The sequence below is a fragment of the Gallaecimonas mangrovi genome, from assembly GCF_003367375.1.
Classification (GTDB): domain Bacteria; phylum Pseudomonadota; class Gammaproteobacteria; order Enterobacterales; family Gallaecimonadaceae; genus Gallaecimonas; species Gallaecimonas mangrovi.
Genome location: NZ_CP031416.1, coordinates 3,479,230 through 3,498,436 on the forward strand (window position 1 = coordinate 3,479,230; position 19,207 = coordinate 3,498,436).

Here is a 19,207-nt window from a genome sequence, read left to right on the forward strand (position 1 = left end):
TGCCTGTATATCCTTAAAAATTTCCCTTGAACCAGCTTTGTAACTTGGTCCAAAGGCTACTGACCCCTTCCCCGACGGATATCCGCTCTACTCGGCGCCCGGCACTGTCATCCTTGCCGTAGTGCAACAGGCCCATAGCGGTCGCGAAACGGGGGTCGGCCACGTAGTCGTTAAGCCCTTTCACCGGCAGTGGCACACCAAGGCGTACCGGCATTTGGAAGATCTCTTCAGCAAACTGAATGGCACCTTCCATTTGGGCGGTGCCGCCGGTCAGTACAATACCGGCGGCAATTTGTTCTTCAAGGCCGCTTTTGCGAAGCTCTTCTTGAACTAATTCAAAGAGTTCCTGATAACGCGGTTCTACCACTTCCGCCAAGGTATGACGGCTCATGGTGCGAGAAGGCCGACCACCTACGGACGGCACTTCAATATTCTCTTCCTTGCTCACCAAGTTCTTGATGGCACAGGCGTAACGGGTTTTGATTTCTTCGGCGTGGCTCAGCGGCGTGCGGAAGATTTTGGCAATATCGGAGGTCACCTGATTGCCGGCCGCCGGAATCACCGCGGTGTGGCGAATAGCGCCGTTGGTGTACACCACCATATCCATGGTGCCCGCGCCCATATCGACCACGCACACACCCAGTTCTTTTTCGTCATCGGTCAGCACCGCGTAGCTTGAGGCCAGCGCCGAGAAGATCAATTGGTCAGCCCGCAAGTCGCAGCGCTCCACGCATTTAATGATGTTGCGCGCCATATCGTTGGCGCAGGTCACCAAATGCACACTGGCCGTTAACCGCACACCACTCATGCCAATCGGGCTTTTAATGCCTTCTTGGGTGTCGATGCTAAATTCCTGCGGCAAAACGTGCAGAATGCGCCGCCCTTCCGGAATTTGTACCGACTTAGCGGTGTGAATAACGGCGTCCACATCGTCTTGCGACACTTCAGCGTCGTTGATGGGCACCATCCCCGATTCGTTACGGCAATCGACATGGCGGCCAGAAATTGCCAGGTAGACGGCACTAACTTGACAGTCAGCCATCATTTCCGCTTCATCAACGGCGCGCTGCACCGATTGGGCCACCGAATCGAGATCGTTGACGCCACCCTTATCCATACCGCGGGAAGCATGATTACCTACCCCCAGTACATTGATGTCGCCATCAGGCAAGGCTTCCCCTACCACGGCAACAATCTTGGATGTGCCGATATCCAGTCCGACGATCAACTTTCTGTCCAATGCCTTGGTCATGGCGTCTCTTTCTTTTCCTCGTCCTTCCAGCCCACGGCAAAGCCGATGTCATACCGCATGTCCAGGTAGGCTGGTTTTTTGTCGCTGCCCTGCAAGTAAGGGAAGCAATCGATAAAACGTTGCACCCTTCGAAGGGTGTCTTCTCTGCCCAAAATGATTTTCAAACCACTTTTGAGCTGCAAATCCCAGCTGTTACGGTCTGAAAGCCAGGCCGCCGCCAGGTGAAAACCACTGCCCTTAAGCAGCGTATCCAGGCGCTTGAAGCCGCTCAGTGCATCCGCACTGTTGCCATCTTTGCCGTAGAGCTTTGGCAAGTCGGCTTCTTGCTTGGTGGGCTTGGCGTTAAACACCTGGCCCTGGTCATTCAAAAACGCCTTGTCGTTCCAAATCGCCACCGGTTGCTGCTCCACCAAAAACACTTGCAGCTTGCGGGGCCAGGCTTTGCGTACCGAAGCCTGATAAATCCAGGGCAGCGCCTCCAGCCGTTTTTGCACGTCATTGACGTTGACCGTGAAAAAACTGCCAAGGGGCTTAGCATTCAATGCCGCCTTAATCTCGGCTGCCGGTACATGGGGGTGCGCCCCTTTTACCTCTATTTCGGTTACCGGCTGCTGGCCTTCGTCTTTCATGGTTCCCCACAGCGAAAAGCCTGTGGCGATAAAGCCAATCAACACCAGCGAAAAAAAACTCACCCCTAACCAGAACCGCCAACCTCTCACTACCCGGCCTCGTTACCTGGCCGCAGCCAGGATGCGACAAACCAAACTTGAGAAGTCCATTCCCATGGCTTTAGCCGCTTTCGGTACCAGGCTCTTTTCCGTCATGCCCGGTACCGTGTTGACTTCAAGCAACTGGAAGTTGCCGGCGTTATCGAGCATGGCGTCCACCCGGCCCCAGCCTTCAGCGCCGACAGCGCTAAACGCTTTCATCGCCAGCGCTTTTAGCGCTTCTTCTTGCTCGCTTGGCAAACCACAAGGAATTAAATATTCCGTGGTATTGGACTGATACTTGGCCTCGTAGTCGTAAAAGCCATTCGGGGTTTTCATTTGGATAACCGGCAATGGCTGGTTGTCCAAAATACCGATGGTAAATTCCGGCCCGCTTATCCAGCGCTCCACCAGCACAACGCTGTCTAACGCCAGCGCTTCGGCCACAGCCTCTTTTAGCTCGGCGACAGTGGTCGCCTTTTTCATGCCAAGGCTGGAGCCTTCCCGCGAGGGTTTAACCATGACCGCATCGGTCATGATGCTGGCCGCCAATGGGTCATCAAGGCCGTTGCCTTCAATGATCCAAAAGTCGGCGGTGGGCAGCCCCAGGCTTTGCCAAATCTGTTTGGTACGTACCTTGTCCATAGCCAGCGCCGAGCCCAGCACCCGTGAACCGGTATAAGGAATACCCAGCCATTCCAGGGCGCCTTGTACGGTCCCGTCTTCACCACCGCGGCCATGTAAGGCAATAAAGACCTTGTCGAAACCTTCGCGGTGCAAATCTTCCAGCGGTTTTTCGGCCGGGTCGAAGGCATGAGCATCAACACCACCGGCTATCAGGCCACGCAGCACCGCCTGCCCTGAAAGCAGTGAGATATTCCGTTCTGCCGAATGGCCACCAAGCAGCACAGCCACTTTGCTCATGCTTTGATCTCCAAACCGGCCTGGGCCAAGCCCCGCGCCAGCGAACCGACATTACCGGCGCCTTGGGTTATCACCAGGTCGCCCTCTTTCATTAAGTCAAACAGTGCCTTAGGCACATCATCGATGCTGGATACAAACACCGGTTCAAGCTTTGAGCGTGAACGAATGGTGCGGCACAACGAGCGGCTGTCGGCACCAGCGATAGGTGTTTCACCGGCGCTATACACATCCAGCATGATCAATACGTCGACCTGGCTCAGTACCTCGGCAAAATCCTCATAAAGGTCGCGGGTACGGGTGTAGCGGTGCGGCTGGAACACCATCACTAGCCGCTTGTCAGGCCAACCGGCCCGGGCGGCCTGAATAGTGACATCCACTTCCGAAGGGTGATGGCCGTAGTCGTCTACCAGCATCACCTTGCCTTTGCTGGTGGCAAACTCGCCGTAATGCTGAAAGCGCCGGCCAATACCCTGGAATTTGGCCAAAGCTGCCTGGATAGCGGCGTCGCTAATACCCAGGTCGGTGGCAATGGCAATGGCGGCCAGCGCATTTTGGGCGTTGTGCTTGCCTGGCAAATTCAAGGTGACCTTCAAGGGCTCGTGGCCGCTACGCTCCACCACAAACCGGCTTTGGTTAGCGCTTTGGGTAAAGTCGTGGCCGCGCACGTCGGCATCTTCATGAAAGCCGTAAGTGAGGTACTGGCGGCCCAGCACCGGCGCCGCCAGTTCACGCACCACGTCGTTGTCGATACAAAGCACCGCCAAGCCGTAGAACGGCAAGTTATGCAGGAAGTCGACAAAGGTGGACTTGAGCTTTTCAAAGTCGCCACCGTAGGTGTCCATGTGGTCTGGCTCGATGTTAGTGACCACTGACATCAACGGCTGCAGATGCAAGAAGGAGGCGTCCGACTCGTCGGCTTCCGCCACCAAGTAGGTACCCGTGCCCAAACGGGCATTGGTGCCATGGGAATTAAGCAGACCACCAATCACAAAGGTCGGGTCCAGGCCGCCTTCAAACAGCAGGCTGGAAACCAAGCTGGTGGTGGTGGTTTTGCCATGGGTACCGGCCACGGCGATACCTTGGCGAAAACGCATTAGCTCAGCCAGCATCTCGGCGCGGCGCACTACCGGAATGCGGCGCTCGCGGGCTTCTGCGACTTCGGGGTTGTCGCCTTTAATGGCACTGGATACCACCACCACCGAGGCACCCTGCACGTTTTCGGCTTTGTGCTCGGTGAAAATGGTTGCGCCCAGGCCGCTTAGCCGCTCAGTAACGGCATTGCGGCTAAGGTCAGAACCAGTGATGTGGTAGCCTTCGCCCAGCAACACTTCGGCAATACCGCCCATGCCGGCACCACCGATGCCAACAAAGTGGATTTGCTCAACGCGGCGCATAGGGCCTGTTCTGGTCATACTTGGTCACTCTTTTCTACGCCGGCTAATTGCCGACACACCGAAGCTACCGCCTCGGTTGCATTGGGTTGTGCTTGGCGATGGGCGGCTTTGCCCATTTCCAGCAGCTGTGCGGGGTCGTCGTGCCACTCTTTTAATAAGGACGCTACGCGCTGGGCGTTTAGCTCCGGTTGTGGCAATAACACGGCCCCATGATGTTCAGTAAGAAAGCGGGCATTCTGGGTCTGGTGGTCATCCACTGCAATAGGTAGCGGCACCAAAATTGACGGCAAACCCACCGCCGCTAATTCCGACACAGTAAGCGCCCCGGCGCGGCAAACCATCACGTCTGCCCAGCCATAAGCCGATGCCATGTCATCAACAAAGTCTGCCACCTGGGCATTAAACCCAAGCTGGTCGTAGCGCGCTTGTACGGCCTGGCTGCGACCTTTGCCGGTCTGGTGAAACACATCCAGCGGCATGCCCGCCTTCGCAAAAGCTTCTGGCAGCACGTCGTTAAAAACTTGCGCCCCCAGGCTGCCACCAATAACCAACACCCGAAGCGGCCCTTGGTGACTTTCGCGCTTGATATGAAACAGCCGCTCACGAATGGGGTTGCCCACCACTGGCGCACCAGCAAAAGCACCGGGGAAGGCTTGCATCACTTGGCTTGCAAATTTGGCTAGGTAGCGATTGGTTACGCCGCTGACGGCATTTTGTTCATGCAGCACCAGCGGAATACCACGCAACTTGGCGGCAATACCGCCAGGGCCTGAGGCAAAACCGCCCATGCCCAGCACCACATCCGGCTTTAACTGGCCAAAGAGCCGCCAGGCATCCCAAATGGCTTTCGCCAATTTGAAGGGAGTAACCAATAAACGTTTGATGCCGTTGCCACGCACACCCTGGATATTGATGAAATGCAGCGGAATATCGTACTTAGGCACAATATCGGCTTCCATCCGGGTGGGGGTGCCGAGCCAATCAATCAACCAGCCTTCTTTTTGCAGGTGCTGCGCCACCGCCAGGGCCGGGAAGATGTGCCCGCCGGTGCCACCCGCCATGACCATTAATCGCTTCATGAACGGCCTCCGGTAGCATGCATGTCCGCCACGCGCCCTTCATGGTCGATGCGCACCAACACCATTAGTGCAATGGTCATTATCCAAAGGCTGGAGCCGCCGTAGGAAACCAGCGGCATGGTAAGGCCCTTGGTTGGGAAAGCGCCAGCAGCCACCCCGAGGTTAACCGCCGCTTGAAAGGCCACCCAAATGGCAATCGAATAAGCGAAGAAACCTTCAAAGAAACGTTCATTGGCCATGGCATGGCGGCCAATTTTCAAGGCTCGAAGCACTATCCAAAACACCACCACCATCACCAACGCCACGGCAATAAAGCCTAGCTCTTCAGCGATAATGGCCATGATGAAGTCGGTATGCGCCTCGGGCAGGTATTCAAGTTTCAAAATCGAGTTGCCCAAGCCCTGGCCGGTTAAACCGCCACGGCCAAAAGCCATTAATGACTGGGTTAGCTGGTAACCGGTGCCAAAAGGGTCGGCCCAAGGGTCCAAGAAGCCGGTCACCCGTTTCATCCGGTAAGGCTCTGTCACCACCAGCAGCACCAGCGCCGCTACCCCCATGATGATCATGCCAATAAACTGCCAAACCCGAGCGCCGGCCAAAAACAACAGGCCAAGGGTCGTTACCAGCATTACCACCACGGTGCCAAGGTCGGGCTGAGCCAGCAGCATCAGCGCCATCAAAAAGAACACCCCCAGCGGCTTAATAAAGCCCACCAGGTTTTCCCGCACTTCCTGGTGACGGCGCACCAGATAGCCAGACAAATACGCAAACAAGAACAATTTGGCGGGCTCTGCTGCCTGCACGTTGATGGGGCCCAAGCGGAACCAGCGGGTGGCGCCGTTAACGTTATGGCCAACAACCAACACCGCCAGCAATAATAACAGCGCCAACAGCAGCAAATAGCCGTTGTATTTCGCCCAGACACTAATGGGTGTTTGCAGCGTTACCACGGCAAGAATGAGCGCACCGACAATAAAGAAGCTTTCTTTATCGAGGATGTAGAAGGGGTTACCGGTCAGCCGGTTTGCCTCTGGCATTGAGGCAGAGGCAATCATCACCCAGCCAAAACCCATCAGGCCAAGGATGACCGCAATCAAGGTGCGGTCATACAAGGCCGTATCGGCTTGGCGGGTGAAAAAGCGCTCTTTAAGGCTGACCAGGGTTATCATTTCAGCCCCTTAACCAACAGCCGGAAACGCTCACCGCGCTCTTCGAAGTTCTTGAACTGATCCAGGCTGGCACAAGCCGGTGATAACAACACCAAGTCCCCCGGTTTTGCCAAGGAAGCGGCCAGTTTTACGGCATCATCCAAAGTTTCAACCCGGTGTGGGTTGTCTTTCATCACCGCCACCTGCTCGGCGTCACGACCAAAGCAAATCAGTTCACGCACTTTTGCCATCTTGGCTTTTAGCGGCGTAAATTCGGCGCCTTTAGCGTCGCCGCCAGCCAGCAAGATGATGTCGCCTTCGATATCGGCAAAGCCGTCGAGCGCCGCCTCAAGCGAACCAAGGTTGGTGGCTTTGGAATCATTGATGTAGCGCACGCCGTCTTTCTCGGCAATGACTTCGCAGCGATGCTCCAAGCCGCCAAAGCTTTTTAGGCTTTTTATCATGCCATCAAGTGGCAATCCGGCCGCATCGCCTAACGCCAAGGCCGCCAAGGCATTGAGATGGTTATGGCGGCCGATAAGCTTGACGTCTTTGGTGGCGATGATGGGCTCTTCACCCTTCATCAAAAAGCCGTCGCTGATGTGATAATCACCAGTGCTGCCAAAGCTGACGACTGCGTCGTCGTCTTCATCTTCATCTTTGCGGTCTGCATTGGGCGGCCGTGTTGCCGGGTCATCAATGTTGTAGATGCAATGCTTGGCACCTTGATAAACCCGCTGCTTGGCGGCGGTGTATTCAGCCATGCTGGCGTACCGGTCGAGGTGATCCGGCGTCACATTGAGAATGGTGGCCGCCACCGGTTTGAGGCTGGAGGTGGTTTCCAGTTGGAAACTGGACAACTCCAGCACAAACAGCTTGGCGTCGGGCGCTAAGGCCAATACCGGCACACCGATATTGCCGCCAACAGCCACTCGTTTGCCGGACTTCTTTGCCATGTCGCCCACCAGGCTGGTGACGGTGCTTTTGCCGTTCGAGCCGGTGATAGCAATGACAGGCGCCCGGTAGTTACGGGCAAAAAGCTCCACATCACCAATGACTTCAATACCGGCTTTAACAATCGCCGGGTCGTCTTTGGGAATGCCGGGGCTGACCACCAGATACAAACATTGCGACAGCTCCATGGGGTCTAGCGGCCCCAGGCTAACATCAACCCCAGCTGGGATCTCATCAAGCCCCGGTGGCGCTTTGCGGGTGTCAAAGCCATGCACGGCGACACCCCGGTCCATCAGCCAGTTAATAGTGGCAATGCCACTGATACCTAATCCCACTACGCCGATCATCACCGCACCTTTAAGGTTGCCAGGCCAACCAGCACCAGGATCAGCGAGATTATCCAGAAACGGACAATAACCCGCGGCTCAGGCCAGCCTTTGAGTTCATAGTGATGGTGAATGGGCGCCATTCTGAAAATGCGCTGTCCGCGCAATTTGTAGGAGCCGACTTGCAGGATCACTGACACCGTTTCCATCACAAAAACGCCGCCCATGATCACCAGCAAGATCTCCTGACGCACCAATACCGCGATAATACCCAGGGTTCCCCCCAGGGCCAGCGAACCTACATCACCCATAAACACCTGAGCCGGATAGGTGTTAAACCATAAAAAGCCCAGCCCCGCGCCGACCAGCGCAGTGCAGAGGATCACCAGCTCAGAGGCGTGACGAACGTAGGGAATATGCAGGTATTCGGCAAACTTAACGTTGCCGGTCAGGTAGGCAATTAAGGCAAAGGCCGCCGCGACCATCACCGTTGGCATAATGGCCAAGCCATCAAGACCGTCGGTGAGGTTTACGGCATTAGAGGTGCCTACCATAACAAAGTAAGTCAGTAGGATGTAAAACAGCCCTAATTGCGGCATCACATCCTTCAAGAACGGCAGTACCAGCTGCGTTTCTTCTGGTTTGGCCTGCCAATACAGGAACACCGCAACCACCAAGGCAATTACCGATTGCCAAAAGTATTTCCAGCGGGCAATAAGGCCTTTGGGATCTTTACGCACCACCTTGCGGTAATCATCCACAAAGCCAATGGCGCCATAAGACAACAGCACAAACAGCACCACCCACACATAGGGGTTACTGAGGTTAGCCCACAACAAGGTGGCCACCGAGACCGACAGCAAAATCATGATGCCGCCCATGGTAGGGGTGCCAGATTTAGACAAGTGACTTTGCGGGCCATCGTCACGCACGGTTTGCCCAACTTGCAGGCGCACCAGCGCTTTAATCAGCCGCGGCCCCATGTAAACCGACATAATCAGTGCCGTCAGGGAACTCAAAATGGCCCTGAAGGTAAGGTAAGAAAACACATGAAACCCATTAATGTAATGGGTTAGGTATTCCGCCAGCCAAACTAACATGCGGCCTCCTTTGAGGCCGCTAGGCGGCTTGCTGCAATTAATTCAACAACCAATTCCATACGAGAACTTCGCGCTCCCTTCACAAGGATGCTGATGTCGGCTTGTTCGTCCGCCAACGCCAACACGAGGCTGTCTACCAGCCCTTCTTTGTTATCAAAATGCCTGGCACCAAGGCCAAAAGCGTCCGTTGCCGCTTGGCTGAGTACGCCCAGAGTAAAGAGGTTGTCGATACCCGCCGCTTTGGCATATTGGCCAAGTTCGGCATGGTAATGACGCGCCTTTTCACCCAACTCACCCAAATCTCCAAGCACCAACACCCGCCGGCCGGAGAAATTCTTCAGGGTGTCTATTGCGGCACGAACTGCACCTACTGAGGCGTTGTAGGTATCGTCGATAAGGCGGCCGCGCGTACCAAGGGCACGGATATTCAGGCGACCCGGAACCGGCTGGACCTGAGCGAGCCCCTTCGCAACCAGACTAAGGTCTACCCCGAGCGCGATAGCGCAGGCCGCTGCGGCCATGGCATTAGCGACGTTATGGCGCCCTGGCAGCGGCATTTGCACGGCCACCTTTTCTTCCCCAACACCAAGGGTGAAGCGGCAGCCGGCTTCTAAACTGTCCACCACGTCGGTAGCGGTGATATCAGCCCCGGCCTGGTAACCAAAGGTCAGGGTTTTCTGATTTTTAAGTTGTGCTAGCCAGTCAGGGGCAAAGTCGTCATCAAGGTTGACCACGGCGGTGCCACCGGCTTTAAGGCCACCGTAAATTTCGCCCTTAGCACGCGCGATACCTTCCAAGGTGCCAAAGCCCGCCAAATGTGTCGGCGCAACATTGTTGATAAGTGCTACATCCGGCTCGACCAACGAGACGGTATAGGCAATTTCACCTTCGTGGTTGGCACCCAGTTCAAAGACACCGAACTGTTCATCACCTTCAAGGCGCAGCAGCGTCAACGGCACGCCAATGTCGTTGTTAAAGTTGCCTTTTGTCGCCAGCACTTTGCCGCTTTCGGCCAAGATACAGCTGAGCATTTCCTTGACCGTGGTTTTGCCGCATGAGCCGGTTAACGCCGCGCTAAGGGGCGCCACTTTCGCTTTCACATAACGGCCCAATTGGCCAAGCGCCAAACGGGTGTCTTCAACCAACAGCTGTGGCTGCAGGCTATCGACCTTTCGGCTTACGACCAAGGCCGCAGCCTTGGCAGCATTTTCAATAAAATCATGAGCATCGAAATGTTCGCCTTTTAAGGCGATAAAAAGCTCACCGCCACTTAAGGAACGGGTATCGGTGCTCACCGCCTTAATGCTGATGTCATCGCCCAACAGCTCGGCATCAATGGCCTTGGCGATTTCAGATAAGGTCATATTCAGCATGACGGCTCCTGGTCCAGCGCCTGCTGGACTTCCTCAATGTCACTAAAGTGCAAGCGTTGCCCGTTGATTTCTTGGTAGTCCTCATGGCCTTTACCGGCGATAAGCACGACATCAAGAGGGCTTGCCTGAGAGATGGCATGGAAAATGGCTTCTTTGCGGTTAGCCACTACCTGCATGGCGTCACCATAAGAGTTACCAGCCAACATCTGCTGAATAATGTCCATTACCTTTTCGCTGCGCGGGTTATCAGCGGTAACGATGCCGATGTCGGCACATTTGGCTACCGCCGCAGTCATTAACGGGCGCTTACCGGGGTCACGGTCGCCACCGCAACCAAAGACACACCACAGCTTGCCTTTGGTATGAGGGCGAAGCGCCGTTAACGCCGCTTCCAACGCATCTGGCGTGTGGGCGTAATCCACTACCACTTGCGGTTTGCCAGCCCGTTCAAAGGCCTGCATCCGCCCTGCCACTGGCTGCACACTGCTGGCCGCAGCGCACAGCGCGTTAAGGTCAAAACCAAGGGCCAGGCCACCGGCGATGGCGGCTAATAAGTTAGAGAGGTTGAAAATACCCAGCAGCGGCGACGACAACTCCGCCTCACCAAAGCTGCCGGTGACTTTGGCGCGAACGCCAGCTAAATGCGGGCGCACGTCAGTGACATACAGCACCTGCGAGGCAAGGCCGCTATCAATGGGCTCCAGACCATAGGCAATGGTGTGTTGGCGCTCAAAACGATCACGCAGCCACGATTCGCCAAGGGGGTCATCGGCATTAATGATGCTGGCCTCAAGGCTAGGCCAGTCAAAAAGCTGGGCCTTGGCGGCCGCATAGGCGCCAAGGGTGCCGTGGTAATCTAGGTGGTCGCGGCTGAGATTGGTAAAAATGGCCACCTTAAATGGCACTGCGCTCACCCGCCCCTGACTTAAGGCATGGCTGGACACTTCCATAGCCGCGATTTTGCAGCCCGACGCGTCAAGGCCCGCTAAGGTGCGTGCCACAGTGATCGCATCAGGGGTGGTATTAATGGCAGGTACCAGCTCACCGAAACGCCCGGCCCCCAAGGTGCCGACAATACCGGCGTTGGTACCTAACTTATCGCAAAGCTGCGCCAACAGCTGCGAGGTGGTGGTTTTGCCGTTAGTGCCAGTGATACCGACGGGTACGATGCCCGGCTCGCCATAAAAACGCCAAGCCAGGGCTGACAAGCGGCGGCGAAGATCAGGAAAGGCCACCAACGGCACCTTGCCACGCAGCTCAATACCGCTTTGCTCGGATTCGACCAATACAGCGCTGGCACCTTGCTCGATGGCCTCATCAATAAAGTGCCGGCCGTCAACCTTGTGGCCGGGAATGGCCACAAAAAGCCCGCCTTGACGCACTGCTCGGGAGTCCAGCACCAAGGTGTTCACCTTGGCATCAACGGTCAGTGCCAGCCAAGGCGCTAAAAGCTGTTTAAGATGCCAATCAACCACGCGGCACCTCCTTGTCAACTGCTGCCACGCGCATATCAGGGGTGATTGCGTCAGGCATGACATTCAAAAGTGACAGCGCCCCGCCCATCACCGACGAAAACACCGGTGCGGCAACTTGCGAACCATAATACTGGTCGCCTTGGGGCTCGTTAATCATCACCACCACCGCCAGTTGCGGGTTGGATACCGGCGCAACCCCGGCAAAACTGGCGACATATTGGTTACCGTAACCACCAGCAACCGCCTTACGAGCGGTACCTGTTTTACCGGCAACGCGGTAACCCGGCACTGCCGCCCTAACCCCGGTACCACCGGGCGCCACCACAGACTCCATCATGTGCAGTACTTCACGGGCGGTTTTGGGCTTAATAATTTGCTCGGCCGGCAGGTGCGGCATGCCTTTAATGATGGTCAGCGGGTTAGCCAGGCCATCATTGCCCAAGGTGGCATAAGCCCTGGCGAGCTGCGCTGGTGTCACGCTAATGGAATAACCAAAGGCCAGTGTTGCCAGCTCAAAGTCGGACCAACGCGGGCGGTCGTAATGGAAAATGCCGTCGGACTCACCGACTAAATCAATGCCGGTAGGTGAGCCAAAGCCAAACTTGGTGTAAGTCCCCAACAGCTGCTCTTTAGAGATAGACAGCGCCAGTTTAGCGATGCCCATGTTGGAGGACTTTTGCAAGATGGTGGACAGCGGAATAATGCCCAAGTCATGCTCGTCAGAGACCAAACGACCACCCAAGCGCATCCAGCCCGGATTGGTATCTACCTTATCGCCCGGCTTAACAATGCCAGCTTCCAGCGCTGCCACCATAGCCAGCGGCTTACAGGTTGAGCCCGGCTCGAACACGTCAGTAATGGCGCGGTTACGAAGCTCGTAGGGTTTCAGGGTGGCTCTGTTGTTCGGGTTGTAAGACGGGACGCTGGCCATGGCCAGCACCTCGCCGCTATGCACATCAACCACCACCACCGAGCCGCTGGTAGCGTCGAAGTAGTCCACCGCCTTTTTCAGTTCGCGATAGGCAAGGGACTGCACGCGCTGGTCAATGGTTAGCTGAATATTCTTGGGCTTTTCAGCCACTTGCAGTGTGCCTAACGACTCAACCACCCGACCAAGGCCGTCTTTACGTACCCGCCGCTTACCGGGCTGGCCGGTCAGCAAGTCATCATAAGTGCGCTCAATGCCTTCCAGGCCATGGTCATCAATGCTGGTAAAACCAATAAGGTGCGCGTCCACTTCGCCGGTGGGGTAATAACGTTTGGACTCACGCCGCAGCCCAATGCCGGGGATTTTTAACTCTTTTACATAGTGCGCCATGGCCGGTGTCACTTGCCGCTGCAAGTACACAAAGCGGCGCGTTGGGTCAGAACTGATTTTGTTCATCAGCTCTTTTTCATTGGCGCCAAGTACTTGCGCCAATGCCTGCCAACGGCGTTTATCGGCAAGGCCGCCTTTTTCCAACACCACTTTCGGGTCGGCAAAGATGGCGTCCACCGGCACTGATATTGCCAATTCCTCGCCATTGCGGTCGGTGATTTCACCGCGCGGCATCTGGGTGGACGTGACCCGCAGCGAGCGCAGGTCGCCTTGTTGGCGCAGACGATCAGGGGAAATAACCTGAATGTAGGCAGCACGCAGCACCAGCGCCGCAAAAACGGCACCCATCAAGGCGATGGCAAACAAGTGGCGCCAATTAATCACGCCAGGCTTGATGCGGTTGCGAGCATGCTTGCTCATTTCAGTTCAATAACCTTTTCGTCTTCGCGGGAAACCCGCTTCATGTGCAATTGTTTTCTGGCGATACGGTCAACCCGGCTATCCTCACCCAGAGTGCTTTCTTCCAAATTCAGATGTCGCCATTCCACGTCGAGGTTTTCGCGCTCTTGCATCAGCTTTTCTTTGTTGGCGGTCAACAATCGATTGCTCTGGGCCAGATAAACCACAGCAAACGCCGAACCTATCACCAGAAAAGACAGTAAAAGCAGCCACTTGGACTGCCATAAATCTTCACCAATCAGTGCGGCTAACTTCGGCTGCCTGTCAGCCATAAGCGGCCTCCGTTCTGACAGCAACCCGCAGTACGGAACTGCGGGCGCGGGGGTTAGCCTGAGTTTCCTCTTCACTGGGGAAAATGGGTTTACCCAAACTTTTCAGCTTCATGTGGTGCTTAAGCTGGTCTTGGGTAACCGGTAATCCCGGTGGTAATTCCGGGCCTTTTTCCTGGACACGGATAAACTGCTTCACCAACCGGTCTTCCAGGCTGTGAAAGCTAATCACCGCTAAATGGCCACCAGGAGCCAGTGCTTTTAAGGCGCCATCAAGGGCCTGTTTGACCTCATCCAGTTCACTGTTGATATAAATGCGCACCGCTTGAAAAGAACGGGTGGCTGGATGTTTGTGTTTTTCTTTTACCGGTACCGCTTTGGCAATCAAGTCAGCCAGTTCGCCAGTACGGCTAAGGGGGGCCTGCTCGCGGCGCTCAACGATGGCCCGCGCAATACGTTTGGCGAAACGCTCTTCGCCAAAGGTTTTCAGCACAAAAGCAATATCGTTAGCGTCGGCGCGGTTCAGCCAATCTGCGGCACTTTGACCGGAGGTAGGGTCCATGCGCATATCCAGCGGGCCGTCGCGCATAAAGCTAAAGCCGCGCTCGGCATCATCCAGTTGCGGCGAGGAAACCCCTAAATCGAGCAGCAAGCCGTCCACTTTGCCCGCCAGTCCCAGCTCAGTTAAATACTCGGCCAGGCCGGAAAATGGCCCCTGCACAATGGAAAAACGCGGATCGGTAATGGTTTTTGCTTCGGCAATAGCCGCCGGATCCCGGTCAATGGCTACCAAGCGGCCATTAGGGCCGAGCTGCTCGAGGATGGCTCTGGAATGGCCACCGCGGCCAAAGGTGCCGTCCACGTACAGGCCGTCCGGCGCTATGGCCAGGGCCTTAATACTCTCGTTTAGCAGTACGCTGACGTGCACGGTCACAATGAAAAATCCTTTAACGCATCGGTCAGTTCTAGGTCTTGGCTTACCGCTTCCATATCCACGGCAATTTGAGTTTGCCAAGCCACGTCTGACCAAATTTCAAATTTATTGAATTGCCCAACCAGCATCACCTTGCCTTCAAGGCCAGCGTGGTTGCGCAAAGGCCCGGCGAGTAACACCCGGCCCTGATTATCCAATTCCAACTCGGTGGCATGCCCCAGCAGCATTCGCTGCATACGCCTCTCGGCAGGCTTCATCGAGGAAAGGCGGCTGAGCTTGCGCTCAATGACTTCCCATTCCGCCAAGGGATAAAGCAACAGACAGGGCTGATGAATATCAATGGTGCAAACCAATTGGCCGTCGCAGTCAGCAACGAGCCGATCACGATACCGCTTCGGTATCGCGAGCCGACCTTTGCTGTCGAGACTGACCTCGTTTGCACCACGAAACATCGCTATTTGCCCCTTCGGTTAGCAAATTAACCACAATTTCCCACAATTCCCCACGATGCCAAGTCTAGGGGTTCGCATTCAACCTTGTCAAGAATGGTAAAAGTCAGTTGTGACGGGGGCTACAGCGACATCGTAACTGGCGCAGATGTAGGTGAGAAAAGGGCTGCAGAGACTTTCGCTAGCTGCCTGAAAAGACAGGAAAAATGAACAATACTCCAACACAGTGGCAAAAAGTGGGGGCGAACCACGAAGCCAAAGCACAGCTTTGGCGCTGGTTCGCGCGAGCCCCAGGATGGGCGAAGCCCGAAGTCCAAGCGGTGCTTGGACGCGGCTGAGCGCCGGTACAAAGGATGTACCGGCCGGGTGCCTTGCCAGGGATGGCTTCTCAACACCTCGGCCAAACCAGTCTCGAAGACAATATATTCGTTGCCGGTAACCTTCACGCGCTAGAGAGAAAGCAACTCACACTCAAAGACCTGAGCCTCGGCCACTAACGCGGTTAAATATTTGCCGCCATGGCCAGCGGCGCGATAAAGAGCCCGCTCATTCATCCCAGCCAATAAAAAAGCCGCCCAAAGGCGGCTTTTTTATTTTTAAATTAAGTCCGCAGAGCCGGCCTGTAAGCCGGGTTCTGTCGTGAACGGCCATTCGTCTAGGCCAGCAATCGCTCACTGGCTCAAGCAACCTACCCGCCCCCCGCGCGGGCAACGCTTAACGGGGGCCTATTTGGTCTTGCTCCGGGTGGAGTTTACCGTGCCACGAACTGTTGCCAGTCGCGCGGTGCGCTCTTACCGCACCCTTTCACCCTTACCTGTACCCGAAGGCCATCGGCGGTTTACTCTCTGCTGCACTGGTCGTCGGCTTGCGCCGCCCAGGCGTTACCTGGCACCCTGCCCTTTGGAGCCCGGACTTTCCTCTCCCCACAATGTGGGCAGCAACCGTCCAGCCGACTCTGCGGACGCGCAGTATACCTGCGCCGGGCTCAGCCCTCCAGTCCTAGGTTATAAAGGGCGTTTTTCTTTATGCCAAAAGCATCGGCAACCAGGCTTGCGGCCTTTTTACGGGGCAAATCTTCAGCCAACGCCAAAAACAAGGTAACGGCCGCCTTGGGTAGGGCATCCGTTTTCGGTGCGGGTGCCACCATCAACACCATTTCCCCTCGTTGCCGATCGCTATCTTCTTTCAGCCAAGTAATGAGGTCGGCCACCGGCGCACCATGAATGGTTTCAAAGGTTTTGGTGAGTTCCTTGGCCAGCACCACTTGCCGGTCGGGCCCGAAAACCGCCTGCATGTCATCCAGGGTATCCAGCACCCGCCGCGGCGCTTCATAAAACACCAAGGTGCGAGGCTCTTCGCTTAGTGCTTCAAGGCTACTGAGCCTGGCACTTTGCTTGGCGGGCAAAAAGCCTTCGAAAGCAAACCGGTCGGTGGCTAAACCAGAAGCACTTAACGCGGTAATAGCCGCGCAGGGGCCTGGCAGGGGAACCACTTTAATGCCGGACTGGCGGCAAAGGTTTACCAAGCTGTAGCCGGGGTCAGAGATAAGCGGCGTGCCCGCATCTGAAACCAACGCAATATCAGTACCCGCTGCTAATTTGCTGACAATAAAAGCCGCCTTTTGCTTTTCGTTATGGTCATGCAGCGACTGGGTGGGCGTGCGAATAGAAAAATGGTGCAACAGCTGGCCGGTGTGACGGGTATCTTCAGCGCAAATCAATGAAACTTCTGCCAAAACGTTCAGGGCGCGTTGGCTGATATCCCCCAAATTACCTAATGGGGTTGGTACGATATATAAAGTGCCGTGATTTTCATTCATGAGAGTGGGCCCTCTGTTTGTGTCGCTATGGCCCCTCGCATACACTAGGCACAGTTTCAGCGAGGACTAGACGGTAAATGACCAGGATTCTATCACGGAGCGCAGGCCTGCTGTGCTTGGCGTTGTTGCTAAGTAGTTGTGCAACAACCGCTCAGAAAGACAATTGGACAGCGCGTTTAACTAGCCCAGTTTCCCTAAAAGCCAATCAATACCTGGACAAAGCCCGTCAGTCTGAAGGTGAAGACAAACTACTGTGGCAACTACAAGCTGCGCGGGCCTACGCCCAGGCCGGTGATTGGGCCCGCACTAACGATGTGTTGCAAGCCCTCAAAGGGCAGCTAACCTCGCCTGCGGCCCAGCACGCTTACACGCTGTTAGCCGCCGAGTCGGCGCTGGCCCATGAAAACTACGACAAAGCCGCTGCCCTACTTAAAACGCCAATGACCGGCCGCTTTGAAATTCAGCGTTTACGCCTTGCCGCTCAGCTTGCCGAACTGGCAGGCAATACCGAAGATGAGCTCAACGCCTTAGCGAAATTGGCGGCGTTAACCGACGACCAAACCTTAAAAGCGCGTACCTCCGACCGTATTTGGGCGCTTTTAGCACAGGCCGACACCGACAACTTGGGCCCAGATTGGGCGCCTTGGGTAACACTGCAACAATTGGCCCGTGAAAAACGCGGCCCGGCCCTTGAAACCGCCATCGGTAATTGGCGCGAGCTCTATCCGCAATCGCTACCGGCCCAATATTTGCCGCAATCCTTGGAAAAACTCACCAAGGTTGTGGACTACACACCAACCAAAGTGGCCTTGCTGTTACCACTAACCGGTGATTATTCCGCCCAAGGCCGAGCCATTCGCGACGGTTTTGTTTCGGCCTGGGTTGCCAGTGGCCAAAGCGCGCAGTTGGTGGTGCTCGACAGTGCCAAGGGCGCCGTCGCCGCATGGCAGCAGGCACAAGCGCAGGGCGCCGATATGTTGGTAGGCCCACTGCTGCGCCCACAGATAGAAGCGCTACAGCAAGCCAACAGTGTAAAAGTGCCCTGGCTGGCGTTAAACCGCGTTTACCGGCCCGGCTTTGGCGACGATTATTTCTTTGCCCTGGCCCCGGAAGATGAAGCTGCACAAGCGGCAGAAGAAGCCGTTGACCGCCACGCCCGCCACCCGATGTTGCTGGGCCTTGATACCAACACCAACAACCGCCAGGCCCAGGCCTTTATTCAGCGTTGGCGCCAATACGGCCACGATGAACCGGTAGACATGCGGCTATTTGCCAATCAGCAGCAACTGGAAGCCGGCATTCGCAGCCAACTGCAAATTGATGACTCCAAAGCCCGCATTCGCCAGGTGGAAGCCGTGCTGGGCCGCAAAGTGGTGGCCGAAGCCCGTTCCCGCCGTGACGTCGACTTTATGTACCTGATGGGTGACCGTGAAGAAGTGGGCCTGATGAAGGCGTTTATCGACGTAACCATCAGCCCCTTTGCCGACCCCATTGCCTCTTTTACCTCTTCTCGCGGCCATCCTGATTTGGATAGCCCGGCAGGCCTTCGCGACTTTAACGGCCTGAGTTTCAGCGAGATGCCCTATTTTGTGAGCAAACATGGCCAAGCGGCGATGATGCGCAACTTAATGACCAAACTACGCCCACAATGGCCAGCCGCCTTGGAGCGTCTCTTTGCCATGGGCTATGATGCAGCCGACTTGTTGCCGCATATGGCAACACTGAGGGTTGCCAGTACCGAGCCACTGCAAGGGCTCTCCGGCAATATTGGCGTTGATGCCAATGGCGTGATTTACCGACGTCTGAAGTGGGTCAGCATAAAAGGTGACAAAACTCAGGTGAAGGACCATGTCATTCCGCCTCTTCCCGAACAAGACGGCCAAGGGCAGACATTTTGAGAAAAATGCCGAGACTTGGCTAAAACATCAAGGCCTTAAAGCCGTTGCACACAATGTCCGTTACCGTGGAGGTGAACTGGATTTAGTGATGCGCGACGGCGCCTTATGGGTCTTTGTGGAAGTAAAATACCGCCAACACCAAGGCTTTGGTGGCGCCAGCTACGCCATCAGCCACGCCCAACAACAACGCCTTTGGCGATGCGCTCGGCGCTTTCTGGCAGAACAAGGTCTTAATGAATGGGACTGCCAGTGTCGCTTTGACGTAATGATTTATGAAGGTGATCAAGCGCCCTTATGGATAAAGGGTGCCTTTGTCACTTAGCGGAGCA

General features: G+C 55.8%; 17 protein-coding genes and 1 other RNA gene. 2 read left to right on the forward strand and 16 right to left on the reverse strand.

Annotation, left to right across the window (positions count from 1 at the left end):
- Positions 1 to 13: 13 nt before the first annotated feature.
- The 16 genes from ftsA to rsmI all read right to left on the reverse strand — a co-directional run bounded on the left by ftsA (position 14) and on the right by rsmI (position 16,980).
- Positions 14 to 1,252 carry a cell division protein FtsA gene (gene ftsA / locus DW350_RS16495; RefSeq protein WP_115719987.1) on the reverse strand — a complete coding sequence of 413 codons (1,239 nt, stop codon included), beginning with the start codon at positions 1,250 to 1,252 and terminating at the stop codon, positions 14 to 16.
- Entirely contained in the window at positions 1,249 to 1,944 is a 696-nt protein-coding gene (locus tag DW350_RS16500; protein WP_115719988.1) for a cell division protein FtsQ/DivIB, read from the reverse strand. Before DW350_RS16500 ends, ftsA begins: the two co-directional genes overlap by 4 nt.
- Positions 1,945 to 1,983: 39 nt before the next feature.
- On the reverse strand, positions 1,984 to 2,883 hold the full coding sequence (locus tag DW350_RS16505) for a D-alanine--D-alanine ligase (protein WP_115719989.1): 900 nt from the start codon (positions 2,881 to 2,883) through the stop codon (positions 1,984 to 1,986).
- Positions 2,880 to 4,295 carry a UDP-N-acetylmuramate--L-alanine ligase gene (murC, locus tag DW350_RS16510; RefSeq protein ID WP_226911343.1) on the reverse strand — a complete coding sequence of 472 codons (1,416 nt, stop codon included), beginning with the start codon at positions 4,293 to 4,295 and terminating at the stop codon, positions 2,880 to 2,882. The genes DW350_RS16505 and murC overlap by 4 nt, the downstream gene beginning before the upstream one ends.
- Complete coding sequence (gene murG, locus DW350_RS16515) at positions 4,292 to 5,356, reverse strand: undecaprenyldiphospho-muramoylpentapeptide beta-N-acetylglucosaminyltransferase (RefSeq protein WP_115719990.1); 1,065 nt, start codon at positions 5,354 to 5,356, stop codon at positions 4,292 to 4,294. Before murG ends, murC begins: the two co-directional genes overlap by 4 nt.
- The gene (gene ftsW, locus DW350_RS16520; protein WP_115719991.1) at positions 5,353 to 6,525 is read right to left on the reverse strand and encodes a cell division protein FtsW; all 1,173 of its coding nucleotides are present in this window, start codon (positions 6,523 to 6,525) and stop codon (positions 5,353 to 5,355) included. The genes murG and ftsW overlap by 4 nt, the downstream gene beginning before the upstream one ends.
- A complete protein-coding gene (gene murD / locus DW350_RS16525; RefSeq protein ID WP_115719992.1) occupies positions 6,522 to 7,805 on the reverse strand; it encodes a UDP-N-acetylmuramoyl-L-alanine--D-glutamate ligase in 1,284 nt (427 codons plus the stop codon). The genes ftsW and murD overlap by 4 nt, the downstream gene beginning before the upstream one ends.
- The gene (gene mraY, locus DW350_RS16530; protein ID WP_115719993.1) at positions 7,805 to 8,884 is read right to left on the reverse strand and encodes a phospho-N-acetylmuramoyl-pentapeptide-transferase; all 1,080 of its coding nucleotides are present in this window, start codon (positions 8,882 to 8,884) and stop codon (positions 7,805 to 7,807) included. The genes murD and mraY overlap by 1 nt, the downstream gene beginning before the upstream one ends.
- Positions 8,878 to 10,257, reverse strand: a complete 1,380-nt coding sequence (locus DW350_RS16535) for a UDP-N-acetylmuramoyl-tripeptide--D-alanyl-D-alanine ligase (protein ID WP_115719994.1) — start codon at positions 10,255 to 10,257, stop codon at positions 8,878 to 8,880. Before DW350_RS16535 ends, mraY begins: the two co-directional genes overlap by 7 nt.
- On the reverse strand, positions 10,251 to 11,732 hold the full coding sequence (gene murE, locus DW350_RS16540) for a UDP-N-acetylmuramoyl-L-alanyl-D-glutamate--2,6-diaminopimelate ligase (RefSeq protein WP_115719995.1): 1,482 nt from the start codon (positions 11,730 to 11,732) through the stop codon (positions 10,251 to 10,253). The genes DW350_RS16535 and murE overlap by 7 nt, the downstream gene beginning before the upstream one ends.
- Positions 11,725 to 13,470, reverse strand: a complete 1,746-nt coding sequence (locus tag DW350_RS16545) for a peptidoglycan D,D-transpeptidase FtsI family protein (RefSeq protein WP_115719996.1) — start codon at positions 13,468 to 13,470, stop codon at positions 11,725 to 11,727. The genes murE and DW350_RS16545 overlap by 8 nt, the downstream gene beginning before the upstream one ends.
- Positions 13,467 to 13,781 (reverse strand): cell division protein FtsL, encoded by a 315-nt coding sequence (ftsL, locus tag DW350_RS16550; protein WP_115719997.1) that lies wholly within the window; start codon positions 13,779 to 13,781, stop codon positions 13,467 to 13,469. The genes DW350_RS16545 and ftsL overlap by 4 nt, the downstream gene beginning before the upstream one ends.
- Positions 13,774 to 14,712, reverse strand: coding sequence for a 16S rRNA (cytosine(1402)-N(4))-methyltransferase RsmH (gene rsmH / locus DW350_RS16555; protein WP_115719998.1), 939 nt, complete (start codon positions 14,710 to 14,712; stop codon positions 13,774 to 13,776). The genes ftsL and rsmH overlap by 8 nt, the downstream gene beginning before the upstream one ends.
- Positions 14,709 to 15,164: a division/cell wall cluster transcriptional repressor MraZ gene (gene mraZ / locus DW350_RS16560; RefSeq protein WP_115719999.1), complete on the reverse strand. Its 456-nt coding sequence runs from the start codon at positions 15,162 to 15,164 to the stop codon at positions 14,709 to 14,711. Before mraZ ends, rsmH begins: the two co-directional genes overlap by 4 nt.
- A gap of 604 nt (positions 15,165 to 15,768) precedes the next feature.
- Positions 15,769 to 16,118: RNase P RNA component class A (gene rnpB / locus DW350_RS16565), an RNA gene on the reverse strand.
- Positions 16,119 to 16,146: 28 nt separating this feature from the next.
- Positions 16,147 to 16,980 carry a 16S rRNA (cytidine(1402)-2'-O)-methyltransferase gene (gene rsmI / locus DW350_RS16570; RefSeq protein ID WP_115720000.1) on the reverse strand — a complete coding sequence of 278 codons (834 nt, stop codon included), beginning with the start codon at positions 16,978 to 16,980 and terminating at the stop codon, positions 16,147 to 16,149.
- Between the two features lie 77 nt (positions 16,981 to 17,057).
- On the opposite strand from rsmI, the gene DW350_RS16575 reads away from it, so the two are divergent.
- Both DW350_RS16575 and DW350_RS16580 read left to right on the forward strand, forming a co-directional pair.
- Positions 17,058 to 18,878: a penicillin-binding protein activator gene (locus DW350_RS16575; protein ID WP_115720001.1), complete on the forward strand. Its 1,821-nt coding sequence runs from the start codon at positions 17,058 to 17,060 to the stop codon at positions 18,876 to 18,878.
- A complete protein-coding gene (locus DW350_RS16580) occupies positions 18,829 to 19,200 on the forward strand; it encodes a YraN family protein (protein ID WP_115720002.1) in 372 nt (123 codons plus the stop codon). Before DW350_RS16575 ends, DW350_RS16580 begins: the two co-directional genes overlap by 50 nt.
- Positions 19,201 to 19,207 lie beyond the last annotated feature (7 nt).

Excerpts from the sequence above, each read along its gene's own strand:
- ftsA (WP_115719987.1), bottom strand. The coding sequence starts at position 1,252 with ATGACCAAGGCATTGGACAGAAAGTTGATCGTCGGACTGGATATCGGC.
- DW350_RS16505 (WP_115719989.1), bottom strand. The coding sequence starts at position 2,883 with ATGAGCAAAGTGGCTGTGCTGCTTGGTGGCCATTCGGCAGAACGGAAT.
- murC (WP_226911343.1), bottom strand. The coding sequence starts at position 4,295 with ATGACCAGAACAGGCCCTATGCGCCGCGTTGAGCAAATCCACTTTGTT.
- murG (WP_115719990.1), bottom strand. The coding sequence starts at position 5,356 with ATGAAGCGATTAATGGTCATGGCGGGTGGCACCGGCGGGCACATCTTC.
- ftsW (WP_115719991.1), bottom strand. The coding sequence starts at position 6,525 with ATGATAACCCTGGTCAGCCTTAAAGAGCGCTTTTTCACCCGCCAAGCC.
- murD (WP_115719992.1), bottom strand. The coding sequence starts at position 7,805 with ATGATCGGCGTAGTGGGATTAGGTATCAGTGGCATTGCCACTATTAAC.
- mraY (WP_115719993.1), bottom strand. The coding sequence starts at position 8,884 with ATGTTAGTTTGGCTGGCGGAATACCTAACCCATTACATTAATGGGTTT.
- DW350_RS16535 (WP_115719994.1), bottom strand. The coding sequence starts at position 10,257 with ATGCTGAATATGACCTTATCTGAAATCGCCAAGGCCATTGATGCCGAG.
- DW350_RS16545 (WP_115719996.1), bottom strand. The coding sequence starts at position 13,470 with ATGAGCAAGCATGCTCGCAACCGCATCAAGCCTGGCGTGATTAATTGG.
- ftsL (WP_115719997.1), bottom strand. The coding sequence starts at position 13,781 with ATGGCTGACAGGCAGCCGAAGTTAGCCGCACTGATTGGTGAAGATTTA.
- mraZ (WP_115719999.1), bottom strand. The coding sequence starts at position 15,164 with ATGTTTCGTGGTGCAAACGAGGTCAGTCTCGACAGCAAAGGTCGGCTC.
- rsmI (WP_115720000.1), bottom strand. The coding sequence starts at position 16,980 with ATGAATGAAAATCACGGCACTTTATATATCGTACCAACCCCATTAGGT.
- DW350_RS16575 (WP_115720001.1), top strand. The coding sequence starts at position 17,058 with ATGACCAGGATTCTATCACGGAGCGCAGGCCTGCTGTGCTTGGCGTTG.
- DW350_RS16580 (WP_115720002.1), top strand. The coding sequence starts at position 18,829 with ATGTCATTCCGCCTCTTCCCGAACAAGACGGCCAAGGGCAGACATTTT.